Genomic DNA, 15,514 nt, shown 5'->3' with positions numbered 1-15,514 from the left:
CCTCGCGCGCCGCGACGCGCGAGGGCCCTTCGGCCGGGATTCGGGTCAGGACACCAGGTTCTTCCGCAGTTTCACGATGGTCCAGGCGTCGAGCCCGAGGCCCTCGGTGAGGAAGTCGCCGAAATCGCCGAACCGCTCCTCGATCTGTGCCACCGCGATGTCGAGGTACTCGGTCCGCACCTCCTGCAGCGGGATCAGCAGGTCCGGGTTCTGCATGATGCCGCCCTGCTTCAGCTGCGCCCGCAGTGCGGCGTCGGCCGCGGCCCGATACTGGTTCGACAGCAGATAGTCCTGCCGCGCCACCGATTCCGGCACGCCGACCGCGCGCAGCACCACGTAGGACAGCCAGCCGGTGCGATCCTTGCCCGCGGTGCAGTGGAACAGGGTGGCGGTTCCGGTGGTGGACAGATCCTTCACGGTCTGGCCGAACTTCGCCAGCGAATCGGGGTCGAAGAAGCTGCGGTACATGTCCCGCATGATCGTCTCGGCCTTACCGTCGCCCAGCAGCGCCTGCTGCTGCACCGGATCCCGGGACGAAATGGCCTGGTACATCTTGGCGAACATGCCGTTGTCCTGGATGGGCCGCGCCACCAGCGGAACCCCGTTCGGCAGCCGGTCCGCGCCCATGGCCTGTACCTCGCTGGGCACCCGCAGGTCGATCACGGTCTGCAACCGCAGCGTGCCCAGCTTCTGCACGTCGGCGTCGGTCAGTTTGGCGAGCGCGTCGGCGCGGATGATCTTGCCCGCCTTGACCTTCGCGCCGTCGTAGGTGCGGTAGCCGCCCAGATCCCGGACGTTCGCCGCGCCCTGTAGGTCGATGCGCGCCGGACCCCCTGCGGCCGGCGCGCCGGCGGCCGTGCCGCCCACCCAGACCAGGGCCATGCCGACGGCGACGAACAACGCGAATATCATTGTGCCGAGCGATTTTCTCGCTCGTGAATCAGAAAAATATCTCACCCGCGAGACAGTATGAGCGGCTTACCAGCTCGCGTCCGATACCGGGTAAAGGCTTCGCTCAGCGGGACTCGGCGATCACTCATCGAGATTGACTCTGGCGCCGGGAAAATCGCGCAATGTTTCGAAAAACACTATGGCTCAGCATATTCCGAACAGGAATAGAATATACCGGAGCCTGCGATTCACGCCCGGCGCCGCGGCCGAGTTTCTCAGGTGCAGGCCGGCGAGGTGGCCCCGGTGTTTGTCAGCATCTGGCAGGCCCACGCCAGCTGTAGTTTCCAGCGGCCGTTCTCCGCGACGAAGGGGATGATGGCGTCGCCCTCGACGGGCTTGCCGTTCAGGGACAGCTTCGCGGTGGCCTCCATGATGCCGTTGCCCGCGTACCGCACCCCGGTCACGGTGATCTGCACGCCGTTGCTCACCCCGGCCTGGGCCATCTTGGTGACGAGTTCGGGATCGACATCCGAACCCTGAACCACGTCCACGGCCTGTGCCCGCGGCGAATTCGGGTCCAGCGCCAGCGTCAGGCCGACATTGAGATCGGCGACGCCGGGCAGCGGGATGGGCGGCTGGTCGGTGACCGGCGCGGCACTGGACCGGCTGACCGGCGCGGTGGAGTCACCGGAGTCCCCGCACGCGGACAGCGTGCCGGTCACCGCGCACAGAACCGCCGCGGCGACCAGGGCGCGGACTCGAAAAGACCTGCGAAGAAACATGATTTCCCTCTGCTTCATTCGATGCTCACCGCATCGATGATATTGAGCCGGGCGGCCCGCACGGCGGGTGGAATCGAGCCGAGCAGGCTCAATCCCACGGCCCCGGCCGCGAAGGCGAGCGCCAGCGGGCTCGGCCGGTAGGACACCTCGAGATTCATGATGTTCGGGGTGAGGGCGTCGAAGAAGTACTGACTCGCCAGGCCGAACCCCAGCCCGAGCACCCCGCCGACCACGCCGATCCCGGCGGCCTCGGCGAGCACCATGCGCAGGGTGCGGCGGCGGCTCGCGCCCATGGCGCGCAGCACCCCGATCTCGCGGCGGCGTTCGAGCACCGACAGCGTCAGCGTGTTCAGCAGGGCCACCGCGGCGATCAGGACGATGATCATCCACACCGCGTTCGCCACCGCCATGCCCTGTTTGGCCGAACTCTCCACGTTCGCCAGCGACGTCGCTCCGGAGAAGACCTGGATGCCCGGTGGCGACAGCTCCGCGACGGCTGCCAAGAGCTGCGCACCGTCGGTTCCGGGTGTGCCCTCGATCTGCAGAATGGTCGATCCGGGCCGGTCGAACCACTCCCGCATCTGGTCCAGGCCCATGCCGACGGTGCCGGTCATCGCCGAGAAGTAGGACACGACACCCACCACGCGGGTGCGCTGGGGCCCGCGCGGGGTCTGAACGGACAGTTCGTCACCGACGCCGACATCGAGATCGCGCGCCATGTCCCGGGATACGACGACGCCGCGCCCCGCGACGACGTCCGCCCGCCGGGCCTCGTCGAGCCCCTCGTACAGCGGATTGACCACACCGGCGGCGAGTCCGTACAGCATCACCTTCTCGTCGCCGATGGTCGCGTAGGCGACCTGGCCCTCGGTGACGCTCGCGACCCCGGGTGCGGCCGCGACTCGCGTCGCCAGGTCCGCGGGCAGCGTCGGCCCGGTGGGGAACTCGTCGGGCGGATGCGAACTCACCCACACATCGACCGTGCCGGTCGAACCCAGGGAACCGCGGATCGCGCCGAGTAGATCATTGTTCGCGCCGGTGATGGTCACCGTCACGGCGACGGCCATGAACACCGTCATCAGGGTGGCCCATACGCGGCGCGGCGCACGCTCGAGCGAGGTCGCGGCGAGCTCACCCGCCCGGCCGAAGCGGCGCGCGACCCACGAGGTGGCCGTGACGAGGGATCCGGTGAACGCGAAACACAGCATGAGGCCGGCCCCGAAGAACAGGCACAGCGCTATTCCCGACCAGACGAACGCGTCCAGGTGCAGGCGCACCAGGATGATCGCGACGGTCACATTGATGATCGCCGCCATCGCCGCGAACAGGCGCAGCAGCAACGGAACCCGGTCCGCGACGCCGGCTCCGACCGGAGCCAGCGCCTCGACCGGTGACACCTTGTACACCTGGTACGCCGCGACGCCCGAGGCCACCATGGACGTCCCGGCGGCGGCTGCGACGGCGATCGGAATCGCGTAGAGCGGAAGCGAATACGTCATGCGCGCCTCGATCGACTGCATGAGCGCCATCGGCAGGGTGTCGATCGCGGCGCGGCCGAGCAGTACGCCCAGTGCCGATCCGGCCGCACCGCCGATCGCGCCGATCACCGCGGCTTCCACGAGCAGGTCGGTGACGATGGTCGAACGCCGGCCGCCCACCGCCCGCAGCATCGAGATGACCGGTCGCCGTTGGACGATTGCCATGCTCATGGCGGTGTAGATGAGGAAGGCCGCCACGATGAACGCCAGGGCGGCGCCCATCAGGGTCATATAGCGCAGCATGCGCAGCGCTCCGCCGGTCTGTACCGCCCGCACGCTCGGTTCCGCGACCAGCGCTCGATCCGCGACCGCGGCCTCGACGGCCGCCCGCAGCTCGGCCGAATCCGCCTGGGGCGTAGGAACTATCAGTACCGAGTCGAGCTGGCCGCTCCGATTGGTGATCCGCTGTGCGACGGTCAGCGAGGTCAGCACGTAGTGACCGGCGTTGAGCTGCTCCAGTTTCGGGCCGGACAGCACCGCCGCGACGGTGACCTCGCCGGCGCCGATCCGGAAGCGCTCGCCCGCCGCCACGCCGACGCCGGGGCCGACCAGCGCGCCGTTGGCGGTGGTCATCAGCGTGCCCAGGTGACGTTCCACCGCCTCCTGCAGGTCACTTTCCAGGGCCGCCGAGCTGGGATCGGCGCCGAGCAACAGCATGGGTCCCGCCGCGCTCGGCACCTTGGTGCGCAGCATCGGCACCGCGTGCGCCACACCGGGTACCGCGGCGACATCCGCGCGGATCGCGGCGGGCAGGCCGGAATCGGTGACGCCGGAAATCTCCAGCGTCGCCTTGCCCGCCAGGCTGTCGATCAGCTGGTTCACCGATCCCGACAGTGACCCGAAGATGCCGAACACCGCGACCAGGAAGGCCGCCGAGACCGCCATCACCGTCGTCGAGGCGATCGTCCGCCCGCGATGGACGGCGAACTCGCGCACGCTGAACAGTCGCCAGCGGTCCATGAGCGCCGTCACGGGCGCTCCGCCGATGTCGTAACCGGTTCCCGCCCGGTTGTTTCGGTCGCGCCGCTCTCGTCACGCACTATTCGGCCGTCACCGAGGGTGAGGACACGGTCGGTGGTGCTCGCGGCCTCCGCGTTGTGTGTGACCATGACCACAGCGTGATCGCCGCGTGCGATGTCGGCGAGCAGCGCCATGATGGCCGCGCCGGTCTTCGAGTCGAGGTTGCCGGTGGGCTCGTCGGCCAGGATCAGCGGTGGATCCATGACCAGGGCCCGGGCCAGCGCAACGCGCTGCATCTGTCCGCCGGACAGCTCCGCGGGCCGGTGCTCGGCGCGGTTGCCGATGCCGACCAGTTCCAGCAGCTCCAGTGCCCGGGCTTTGGTCGCTCGTAATCCCGTACCGTCCAGTAGTTTCGGGACCGCTACATTCTCCCACGCGGACAACGTCGGCAGCAGATTGAAGAACTGGAAGACGAATCCGACATGGTGCCGCCGGAATTCGGACTGCTCGTCGTCGTCGAAGGCACCGATCTCATTGCCCTGGAATCGAATCGAACCCGACGATGGCACATCGAGCGCGCCGAGCACATGCAGCAGCGTGCTCTTGCCCGCTCCCGACGGCCCGACCACCGAGACGAACTGTCCCGCCGAGATCTCCAGGCTCACGCCGTCCAGCGCCCGGACGGTCTCGCCGCCGATGCGATACTCCCGCACCACATTCGCCAGTTCGAGCATCGGCGCCGTAGCCGCCATCAGGCGTCCACCTCCGACAGGGTTGCCAGCTTGCTCATCGAATTGGTCAGCTGGGAATGCGCGTCCCGTTCGATCACCTGCTCGAGCTGAGCGTTGAGCATCGAGCCGGTGAAATTGCCGGCGATGGTCAGCTGGGAACCGCCCGGGCGTCGCTCGATGCCGAAGGTGAATTCGCAGACCAGCCCGATCTCGCTGCGCCCGGACAGGGTCAGCTGCATCGGCGGTTTGAAGGCGGTGATGGTCAGCTCGAGCTTGTGCGACATACCCAGCATGCGAATGTTCTGCACCAGTGTGGAATTCACGGCCATCCGCTCGGGCGGCTGCTCGAGGAAGCCGTCGTGCATCAGGAACCAATCCTGCCACGTCGAGGTGTTCGCGATGATCGAATACAGCTGCATCGGACTGGCTTCCAGCGCTCTCGAGACCTCGAATTCGGCCATTACCCCTCCTGAAGAGACGCGCTCAGCAAACCTGTCGCGAACCTACTCGCCCGTACGTGAACGGACGCACGCACGTGGCACCCGGGCCGTGTCGGCCACAGTGTGGCAGGGAGCTTCTCACTATCGCAACGCGGTTTGCAAGTGATTCCGAGTAGCGTGTACTTCAAATTAGCTGAGGTCCTGTTGCAGGCCTCCATGGGATGCGGTACCTTCCTGCTCGTCGGCGCAATAGCCATCTGGCAGAGTCGCTTTGGGTCGCCGCAGGGGCGCTGGAAACTCATCAATTCTGAATCCCGTTCTTTAACCCGGACGGGACATCTCTACCCGCATGGGGGCAGTCGTGACTGATCACGTTCTCGTTGACGATCCGATCGCGGTCGTCGGTATGGCTTGCCGCTTTCCCGGTGGCATCGATTCGCCGGAGGCGCTGTGGCGCTTCCTGATCGATGGCCAGCATGCATCCAGCAAGTTTCCATCCGACCGATCGATGACCGAGCTCGCCGATATGGCATCGCCCGAGGTGGCCGCCGCGATGGCGCCGATGGGCGGGTTCATCGACGAGCCCGGCGAGTTCGATCCCGAGTTCTTCGGCATCAGCCCCCGCGAGGCCAAGGCAATGGATCCGCAACAGCGGATGGTGCTCGAAACCAGCTGGCAGGCACTGGAATCCGCCGGAATCGACCCGACGACGTTGCAGGACAGCGACACCGGGGTCTACATCGGCGCCATGGGCGGCGACTACGCCTACCTGATCCCGGGCCAGAAGGACCTGGATCCCGGCTACGTCGCCATGGGCGTGAGCCAGAGCGTGCTCTCGGGCCGGGTCTCCTACATCCTGGGTCTGCAGGGCCCGACGATGAGCATCGACACCGCCTGTTCGTCGTCGCTGGTGGCCATGCACCTGGCCGGGCAGGCCCTGAACGCCGGCGAGTGCTCGCTGGCCCTGGTCGGCGGCGTCTCGATCATGTCGACGCTGACCGGCTTCTTCGCCCTCGGCCAGCACGGCGCGATCTCCAAAGCCGGTCGCAGCAAGCCCTATTCGGCCGACGCCGACGGATTCTGCATGTCCGAGGGCGTGGCCGTGCTCATCCTGGAGCGGCTCTCGGACGCCCGGCGCCTGGGCCACGAGGTGCTCGCCATTCAGCGCGGCGCGGCCGTGAACCAGGACGGGGCGACCAAGGGGCTGACCGTACCCAGCGCCGCCGCGCAGGGCAAGCTCATCCGGGCCGCCCTGGCCGCGGCCGATCTCACGCCCACCGACATCGACGTGGTGGAGGGGCACGGAACCGGAACGCCCGTGGGCGATCCCATCGAACTCGAAGCGCTGTTCGACACCTACGGGCGCGATCATTCGGCCACCGAGCCGTTGCTGCTGGGGTCGATCAAGGGCAACTTCGGCCACACCCAGGCCGCCGCGGGCATCGCCGGCGTGATCAAGATGATCCAGGCCATGCGGCACGGGGTGGTGCCGCCGACGGTGAACGTCAGCGAACCGACCACGGCCGTCGACTGGTCCGCCGGGACGGTCGATCTCGTCACCGCGAGCGTGCCGTGGCCCGAACGCCAGGGCCCGCGCCGGGCGGGCGTCTCGTCCTTCGGCATCAGCGGCACCAACGCCCACGTGATCCTCGAGCAGGCGCCCCCGGCCCAGCCGATCGCACCGGTCGAGCCCGGACAGCAAGTGCCGCTTGCCATCTGGCCGATCTCCGGCAAGACCCCCGAGGCGCTGGCCGAACAGGCCGCCCAGCTCGCCGAGCACGTCAAGGCGAACCCGGAGTTCACCTCCCGCGAAGTGGGTCACGCGCTCGCCACCACCCGCGCCACCTTCGATCACCGCGCCGTGGTGCTCGGCGGCAACCGTGTCGATCTGCTGGCGGGGCTGGCGGCGGTCGCCGACAGCGCGCCGGTCGGGCCCATCCGCGGCCAGGCCGCCGAGCGCCAGGTCGTCTTCGTCTTCCCCGGCCAGGGCGCGCAGTACGCCGGCATGGCGGCGCAGCTCATGGCCGAATCCCCGGTCTTCGCCGGGCTCATCGCCGAGTGCGAGGCCGCGCTCTCGGAATTCGTGGACTGGTCGCTGACCGACGTGCTGAACGAGGCGCCGGGCGCGCCGTCGATCGAACGCGTCGACGTGGTACAGCCCGCGCTGTTCGCGACGATGGTTTCCCTTGCGGGACTGTGGCGTTCGCTGGGCATCGAGCCGGACGCGGTCCTCGGGCACTCGCAGGGCGAGGTCGCCGCCGCGTACGTGGCGGGCGCGCTGTCGCTGGCCGACGCCGCGCGCATCGTGACCCTGCGCAGCAAGCCGCTGCGCGAGCTGGCCGGTACCGGCGGCATGGCCTCGATCAACGCCCCGGTCGCCCGGGTGCGCGAGCTGCTGGCCGGTATCGATGACATCTACGTCGCCGCCGTCAATTCCCCGTCCACCACGGTGGTCGCGGGCGGGGCGGACAGCGTCGCCGAGGTACTCGCGCGCTGTGAGCGAGATGCCGTACGGGCCAGGCAGGTTCCGGTCGACTACGCCGCGCACACCTGCCACGTCGACGTGCTGCGCGAGCAACTCGAGGCCGCCGTCGCCCCGGTCACCGCGCGCGCGAGCGACATCGTCTTCTTCTCGACCGTGACCGGCGACGTGCTGGACACCGCGGCGCTCGGCCCGGACTACTGGTTCGGCAACCTGCGCGAGGCGGTGAACTTCGAAGGCGGTTTCCAATCCGCGTTCGAATCCGGCTACAACGCCTTCATCGAGATGAGCGTGAATCCGGTCCTGACCGCCGCGATGCACGAATCACTCGGTGGTTTCGCCGAATCCTGCCTCATCACCGGATCGCTCAAGCGGGAGGACGCCGGCATCCGGCGGCTGCTGACCTCGGTGTCCGAGGCGCACGTGCAGGGTGTCTCGCCGAACTGGCAGGCCATCTACCCCGCCGGCTCCGCGCGCTCGATTCCTTTGCCCACCTACGCTTTCCAACGACAGAAGTACTGGCTGGCCAGTGTGTCGGGCACCGGCGGCGGCAAGCCGAGCGGGCTCGGCCTGGCCGAGGCCGGGCACCCGCTGCTCGGCGCGGTCGTGGAACTGCCCGGCGCCGACCGCTTCCAGTTCAGCACCCGGATCGCGCTGGCCACCCACGCCTGGATCGCCGACCACGCCCTGCACGGCAACGTGCTGCTGCCCGGCGCGCTGCTGCTGGAACTGGCGTTGCACGCCGGCGACCGGCTCGGCGCGCCGCAGGTCGAGAAGCTGACCATGTACACCCCGGTCACGCTGCCCGCCGACGGCGCCATCCACCTGCAGGTCGTGGTGGGTGAACTCGTCAAACCCGGGCGGCGGTCGGTGGCCATCTACTCCCGGCCCGAGGACAAGGACGGCGCGCCCGGCCAGAGCCAGTGGAGCCTGCACGCGGACGGGCATCTGACCGCGGTGAAGCGCACCGAGGACGCCGATACCCAGGGCCTCGAGCTCTGGCCGCCGGTCGGCGCGGTCCAGGCCATGGAGCCCGGTCCCGCCTACGAGACCCTGGCCGCGCTCGGCTACCAGTACGGCCCGGTCTTCCAGGGCATGAAGGCGGTCTGGCGGCGCGGAGACGACATCTTCGCCGAGGTCGCGCTGCCGGACGCGGTGGCCGACGCGGACAAGTACGGCCTGCATCCGGCGCTGCTGGACGCGGCCATGCAGACCGGTTCCGCCGCGGCGGCGCTGATTCCGTCCGAAGCGGGCGCGATCCGGCTCCCGTTCGCCTGGGAGCGTGTGGAACTGCGCGCGGTGGGCGCGAAAGCGCTGCGCGTGAAGCTGACGCCCGCGGGCACCGACCGGCTGCGCTGGGTGCTGGGCGACAGCACCGGCCGCATCGTCGCGGCGGGCACGCTGCAGGTGCGCACCATCTCGACCACCAAGCTCGCCACCCGCGGTCTGTCCGGGCGTCAGGACTCGCTGTTCGGCGTGGACTGGCTGAGCGTTCCGGTGCAGCGGGCGCGGTACTCCGGCCGTCCGGGGGAGTGGGCCATCGTCGGGAAGCAGCCGCTGGGCGTGCACGGCGATCCGGCGCCGTCGACCTATCCGGACCTCGAAACCTTCTACGTCGCAATGGATGCCGAGGGCGTCGAACCCCCGAAGGTGGTGGTGCTGTCCCGGGTTGCGGCCTCGGCGGGCACCGAGCCCGGTGCGCACCCGAGCGAGGCCGTGCGCGCGGAACTCGCCGACATGCTCGGCACGATCCAAACCTGGCTGGCCGACGAGCGTTTCGCCGAGACCAAGCTCGTCGTGCTGAGCCGCGGCGTGCAGGCGGTCGCGGCGGCGGAGGATGTCACCGATCTGGCCGGGGCCACGGTCTGGGCGCTGGTGCGCAGCGCGCAGTCCGAGCACCAGGACCGGATCCTGCAACTCGATCTCGACGAGGCCGGCATCGGCCTGGATCAGCTCGCCACCGCGCTGCAGACCGACGAACCCGAGCTCGCGCTGCGGCGCGGCGAATTCTTCGGCAGGCGAATCCGTTCCGGTCTGGACGCCGCCGCCACCGCGGGCGCCCGGCTGTCCGGGCCGTGGCGGCTCGACATCCCGGCCTCGGGGAATCTCGAGGACGTGGCGCTGGCCGAGGTCGCCGACGGCGACACCGGCGCGGACCTCGCGCCCGGCACGGTCCTGGTCGAACAGCGGGCCGCGGGACTCTCGTTCCCCGTCGCGCTGACCGGTGTCGCCGCTGGCACCGGCACCCCGGCCCGGCTCGTGCACGAGGCCGCGGGCATCGTGCGCGCCGTCGGCGCGGGCGTGACCGGATTCGCCACGGGTGACCGGGTATTCGGCCTGTTCGACGAGATCGCCGCGATCGCGGCCGCCGATCACCGGCTGCTCGCCCCGGTGCCCCCGGCCTGGTCGTTCGCGCAGGCGGCCGCCGCGCCGGTGGCGTACCTGACCGCCCTGCACGGACTGCGCGATGTCGCCGCGGCCCGGTCCGGGGAACGCGTGCTGGTGCACGCCGCGACCGGCGGGGTCGGCACGGCCGCGGTCAACGTGGCCGAGCACCTCGGTCTCGAGGTGTTCGCCACGGCGAGCAAGCCCAAGTGGGATGTGCTGCGGGGCATGGGTTTCGCCGAGGATCACCTTGCCGACTCCCGGTCCGGCGCGTTCGCGGAACGGTTCACGAGCGAACGCGGCGTGGACATCGTGCTGAACCTGCTGCCCGACGCCTTCACTCTGGACTCGCTCGGCCTGCTCTCGGGCACGGGACGTTTCGTGGAGATCGCCCGCGACGCGGTGCACGACCCGGCGGCGATCCGCGCCGAGCACGGGGTGTCCTACGCGTCCTTCGAACTCGGGGCACTGGACCCGAACGTGGTGAGCGGCCTGCTGTCCGAGCTGTCCGCGCTGTTCACCTCCGGTGCGCTGGCGCCGTTGCCGCTGACCCGATTCGACGTGCGGCACGCCGCCGCGGCCCTGCGGCACCTCGGTGAGGCACGGCACGTGGGCAAGGTGGTACTCACCTGGCCGACGGCCTTCGATCCGGAGAGCACCGTCCTGATCACCGGTGGTACGGGCAAGATCGGCGGCATCATCGCCCGGCACCTGGTCACCGCGTACGGCGCCAGGAACCTGCTGCTCACCAGCCGCAGCGGCGCCACCGCCGGCGGCGTCGACGAGCTGATCGCCGAACTGGGCGCGGCCGGGGCCCGGGTGAGCGTGGCGGCCTGCGACGCGGGTGACCGCGACGCGCTGGCCGCGGTGATCGCCGGTGTGCCCGCCGCGCATCCGATCGGCGCGGTCGTGCACCTCGCGGCCACCCTCGCCGACGCGACCTTCGCCGCGCTCACCACCGATCACCTGGACGCGGTGCTACCCGCCAAGGCCAACGGCGCGTGGTACCTGCACGAGCTGACCCAGCACCTGGATCTGTCGATGTTCGTCCTGTTCTCTTCGGCGGCAGGCACTTTCGGCGCACCCGGCCAGGCCAACTACGGCGCGGCCAACGTGTTCCTGGACAGCCTGGCCCGGCATCGCTACCACCGGGGGCTGCCCGCCACCGCGATGGCGTGGGGCTGGTGGGCCGAGGACACCTCCAACACCGGCGGCATGGACGAGAAGGACCGCGCCCGCCTCGGCCGCATGGGCATCACGCCGATTCCGACCGGGGAGGCGCTGGGCCTGTTCGACTCCGCGCTGCGGACCGGAGCGCCGTACGTGCTGCCCATCGGCATGGATCTGTCGCTGCTGCGGGTGGCCCAGTCGGTGGCCGAACTGCCGCCGTTCTTCCGGGCGCTGCTGCACGCCCGCCCGCGCGCCACCCAGCAGCTCGGGGATCCGACGCAGCTGGCCAAGCGGCTGGCCGGGCTCAGTCCGGCCGAACAGCACGAGACGGTCGTCGAGCTGCTGAAGACGCCGATCTCGATGGTGCTGGGGTACTCCTCGCCCGATGCGGTGCAACCGGATCGGGAGTTCACCGAGATGGGCATCGACTCGCTCAGCTCGATCGAACTCGGCACCCACCTGCGGGCCATGACGGGCGTCAAGCTCGCCAACTCGGTGATCTTCCAGTACCCCACGGTCAGCCTGCTGGCCCGCCACGTGCTGGACCAGATCACCCCGCAGGACGCCGAGCTCGCCGACCCGATCATCGCCGAGGTCGAGATGCTGCTCGAGCGCCTGTCCGCCATCCACGACGGCGGACCGGTGCCCGCGGAGCTGATGGCCCGGCTGAGCGGATCGATGGGCAGGCTCGGCGCAGCGGTGGGAGCGGCAGAGGGGTCCGCGTGAGCGGCGACGGATTCCGCGTGAGCGGCGTGGAACCCGGCGTGCTGGCGGTCAGTGATCTGCACGTGAGCCACCTCGGCAATCGCGAGGTGGTCGAGCGGATCCGGCCGCACTCGCCGGGGGACTGGCTGATCGTGGCCGGTGACGTGGCGGAGAAGACCGATGCCGTCCGCTGGGCGCTCTCGACCCTGCGCGAGCGGTTCGACAAGGTGATCTGGGTGCCCGGAAACCACGAATTGTGGACCACCGCTCTCGATCCCGGGCATCTGCGCGGTGAGGGCAAGTACCGCCGCCTGGTCGAGGTCTGCCGCGAGCTGGATGTGGTGACACCGGAGGATCCCTATCCGGTGTGGGAGGGCGCGGGCGGGCCGGCGGTGCTGGCCCCGCTGTTCCTGCTCTACGACTACTCCTTCCTGCCGCGCGGAATCGACACCAAGGCAGCGGGTCTGGCGCTCGCCGAAGCCAGGGGCACCCTGGCCACCGACGAGCACCTGCTCGCGCACGACCCCTACGACTCGCGGGAGCAGTGGTGCGCCGAGCGTGTGCGCTACACCCGCGAGCGGCTGGACGGCGTGGACCCGGCGGTGCCGCTGGTGCTGATCAATCACTTTCCGCTGGTGCGGAATCCGACGGATCGACTGTTCCGGTCGGAGTTCGCGATGTGGTGCGGCACCGATCTCACCGCGGACTGGCATCGCCGGTACAACGTGGCCTGTGTGGTCTACGGGCACCTGCATCTGCGCCGCACCGACCACTACGACGGGGTGCGGTTCGAGGAGGTCTCCATCGGCTATCCGCGCGAATGGCGCCGGCGCGGGCTGCCCGATCCGCTGCTGTGCCGAATCCTGCCCGCACCCACCACCTCCGCGCGCACCGAATCGATCGGGCGACGGACCGTGGATCGCGCACTGCGATTGGCGGTTTCGCTCGCTCGCCACGCACCCGGCGACAAAGGACGGCTATCACGATGAACTCGACGACGGACCCCCGGGGAGCCCTGGAGCTCGAACTCGGGGCGCGGCTTCCCGCTCTCTCGGCGCTGTCCCAGCAGCAGTGTGCGGACCTGTTGGCGCTGCTGCGCACCGCGCCGATCCGCGACCGCAGGCTGGCCCGCCAGGAGTTGGCCGCCAAGAACGCCGCCCGGCCCCGCCCCGTGCGCGCGCTGCTGGGCTCGGTCCTGCTCGGGCGGCGCGCATGAGCGACCGCGCGAATCGGATCCAGGTCGGCAAGCTGGCCGAGGCCCTGCACGTGGAGCCCGAACGCCTCGACTATCTCGAACAGTTGGACGCACAGGACCTTTCGGATCTGCGCGACCGGGTGGTGGCTCACCTGCACGATCGCTACGCCGTCGAATACGGGCGGCTGACACGGATCGGCAGGCTCGCCCCGCTGCGGGTGGCCGTGCCCCTGGCCACCGGGGTGTTGCCGCCGCGGCTGCTCGGGCGCTCGCTCAGCGCGCAGCTGCTGGACAACCGGACCGAGCGATCCATAGCGTTGCTCGCCGGAATCGACGCGGTGGCGGTCGCGGACGCCGCGCCCTTCATGAACCCGAAAGTCATGGGCGAGGTCGCCGAACGAGCCGATCCGGAACTACTCGGCGCGGTGATGGACGAGCTGATGGCCCGCAAGGACTTCGCGACCGCCGACCTGTTCGCGGACTATGCCGCCGCGATGTTCATGACGCCCGAATCGAGCGTCGACACCGCGGTGGTAGCACCCCCGCGCCCCCGGGCCCGCCGGATCGCCACGCGCGGGCGGGCCCTGTCCCTTCGTGTCCGAGAGTTCGTCAGGAGACGATCATGACCGACAATGGCAGTCTGCTCGAGGTAGCGGTCATCGGCGCCGGATTCTCCGGAATCTGCGCCGGGATAAAGCTCCGCCAGGCCGGGATCACGAACTTTGTAATCATCGAACAGGCCGATGATCTCGGCGGGGTGTGGCACTGGAACACATATCCCGATGTCGCCGTGGATATTCCGATCTGGGGATACAGCTTTTCCTTCGAACGGAATCCGAACTGGGAGCGCTCGTACGCCCGGGGACACGAGATCAAGGCCTATGCCGATCGGTGCGTCGATCGGTACGGCGTGCGACCGCACCTGCGGCTCAACACCGAGGTATTGGCGGCCACCTGGGACGACACCGAGCATCACTGGCGACTGGACACCACTCAGGGGCCGATCCACGCCCGGTTCCTCATCAGCGCGTACGGCGGGCTCGGCCGGCCGAAATACCCGAACATCGAGGGACTCGACAGGTTCGACGGCCGGGTGATCCACAGTGCGCGCTGGGATCACACGCACGACATGACCGGTACACGGGTCGGCGTCATCGGTACCGGATCCTCGGCGGTGCAGGTCATTCCGGCGATGGCGCAGATCGCCGAGCGGGTGCGGGTCTTCCAGCGCACGCCGATCTGGGTACTGCCCAAGCCCGACTTCCCGCTGCCGAGGTTGCTGCGCTTCGGTTTCCGGATGCTGCCGTTCACCCTGTTCCTCCCGCGCTGGATCGCGATGTTCTGGCTCGAGGTGCTGTACAACGCCGTCTTCCGCTTCAAGTTCCCGGCGGCGGTGACCCTGCTGGAGTTGATAAGCAAACTGGCACTGCGGATCTGGGTGCCCGACCCCGAGATCCGGGCCAAGCTCAGCCCGAACTACCGGTTCGGCTGCAAGTTCATGTCGATGTCGAACACCTATCACAAGGCGTTCGCGCGCGACAATGTCGATCTCGTGACCGCCGACATCGCCGAAATCACCGCGACCGGTCTGCGTACCGTCGACGGCGTGCACCACGAGTTCGACACCCTCATTCTGGCAACGGGTTTCGAAACGCTCGATGAGACCAACCAGCCGCCCTTCAAGACCACCGGCCGGGACGGACGCGATATGCGAGCGCTCGTCTCTTCCGACCGCAAGGGCTATTACGAGGGCATGACCCTGCCGTACCTGCCGAACAACTTCGCCGTTCCCGGCTTCTACGCCATGACCGGAGCCTTCTTCGTCACCGTCGAGAGCAGCATCGACCACGCCGTTCGCTGCATTCAGGAGGCCGGTCGCCGGGGCGCGACCGCCGTGGAGATCAAACCCGGCCCGTACCGCGCGTTCGTGGCGAGAATGATCGAACGTCAGCGGTCGACGCTGTTCTTCCGATCGCACTGCGAGCGCACCTACAGCTGGTACTTCGACGAGAACGGCGACGTACCGGTGTTCCGGCCCACCAGCACCGTCGAGGCAGCGTGGCGGACCAGGCATTTCCCTCTCGACCATTACTCCTTCACCACCGTCGGGGAAACCGCGGACTCGTGACCGGAGCGCCCCTGCGTGAGGTCTCGGAATTCCGGCGGGTGACCGCGCCGACCGCCCGGTGGCGAACCGGGCGCCCACCGATCGAGCACTACGGATGCACCACGAGA

General features: G+C 69.2%; 10 protein-coding genes. 5 read left to right on the top strand and 5 right to left on the bottom strand.

Annotated elements, in window-relative coordinates:
- Window positions 1-45 precede the first annotated feature (45 nt).
- The 5 genes from ACWIGI_RS05230 to ACWIGI_RS05210 all read right to left on the bottom strand — a co-directional run bounded on the left by ACWIGI_RS05230 (window position 46) and on the right by ACWIGI_RS05210 (window position 5,363).
- Window positions 46-912, bottom strand: a complete 867-nt coding sequence (locus tag ACWIGI_RS05230) for a tyrosine-protein phosphatase (RefSeq protein ID WP_454201096.1) — start codon at window positions 910-912, stop codon at window positions 46-48.
- Window positions 913-1,166: 254 nt separating this feature from the next.
- Complete coding sequence (locus tag ACWIGI_RS05225) at window positions 1,167-1,691, bottom strand: hypothetical protein (protein WP_454201095.1); 525 nt, start codon at window positions 1,689-1,691, stop codon at window positions 1,167-1,169.
- Complete coding sequence (locus ACWIGI_RS05220) at window positions 1,688-4,171, bottom strand: ABC transporter permease (protein ID WP_454201439.1); 2,484 nt, start codon at window positions 4,169-4,171, stop codon at window positions 1,688-1,690. Before ACWIGI_RS05220 ends, ACWIGI_RS05225 begins: the two co-directional genes overlap by 4 nt.
- A gap of 8 nt (window positions 4,172-4,179) precedes the next feature.
- Window positions 4,180-4,923 carry an ABC transporter ATP-binding protein gene (locus ACWIGI_RS05215; protein ID WP_454201094.1) on the bottom strand — a complete coding sequence of 248 codons (744 nt, stop codon included), beginning with the start codon at window positions 4,921-4,923 and terminating at the stop codon, window positions 4,180-4,182.
- A complete protein-coding gene (locus ACWIGI_RS05210) occupies window positions 4,923-5,363 on the bottom strand; it encodes a type II toxin-antitoxin system Rv0910 family toxin (RefSeq protein ID WP_454201093.1) in 441 nt (146 codons plus the stop codon). The genes ACWIGI_RS05215 and ACWIGI_RS05210 overlap by 1 nt, the downstream gene beginning before the upstream one ends.
- Window positions 5,364-5,703: 340 nt before the next feature.
- On the opposite strand from ACWIGI_RS05210, the gene ACWIGI_RS05205 reads away from it, so the two are divergent.
- Genes ACWIGI_RS05205 through ACWIGI_RS05185 form a run of 5 tightly spaced genes read left to right on the top strand, consistent with a single transcriptional unit; the run spans window position 5,704 to window position 15,407 of the window.
- Window positions 5,704-12,105 (top strand): type I polyketide synthase, encoded by a 6,402-nt coding sequence (locus ACWIGI_RS05205; RefSeq protein WP_454201092.1) that lies wholly within the window; start codon window positions 5,704-5,706, stop codon window positions 12,103-12,105.
- Window positions 12,102-13,073, top strand: a complete 972-nt coding sequence (locus ACWIGI_RS05200) for a metallophosphoesterase family protein (RefSeq protein ID WP_454201091.1) — start codon at window positions 12,102-12,104, stop codon at window positions 13,071-13,073. Before ACWIGI_RS05205 ends, ACWIGI_RS05200 begins: the two co-directional genes overlap by 4 nt.
- A complete protein-coding gene (locus ACWIGI_RS05195; RefSeq protein ID WP_454201090.1) occupies window positions 13,070-13,300 on the top strand; it encodes a hypothetical protein in 231 nt (76 codons plus the stop codon). Before ACWIGI_RS05200 ends, ACWIGI_RS05195 begins: the two co-directional genes overlap by 4 nt.
- A complete protein-coding gene (locus ACWIGI_RS05190) occupies window positions 13,297-13,905 on the top strand; it encodes a hypothetical protein (RefSeq protein WP_454201089.1) in 609 nt (202 codons plus the stop codon). Before ACWIGI_RS05195 ends, ACWIGI_RS05190 begins: the two co-directional genes overlap by 4 nt.
- On the top strand, window positions 13,902-15,407 hold the full coding sequence (locus tag ACWIGI_RS05185) for a flavin-containing monooxygenase (RefSeq protein ID WP_454201088.1): 1,506 nt from the start codon (window positions 13,902-13,904) through the stop codon (window positions 15,405-15,407). Before ACWIGI_RS05190 ends, ACWIGI_RS05185 begins: the two co-directional genes overlap by 4 nt.
- Window positions 15,408-15,514 lie beyond the last annotated feature (107 nt).

This window comes from Nocardia sp. NPDC055321, from assembly GCF_053645575.1.
Note: the sequence above shows the minus strand (reverse complement) of the source record. Positions and strands in the feature narration are given on the sequence as shown.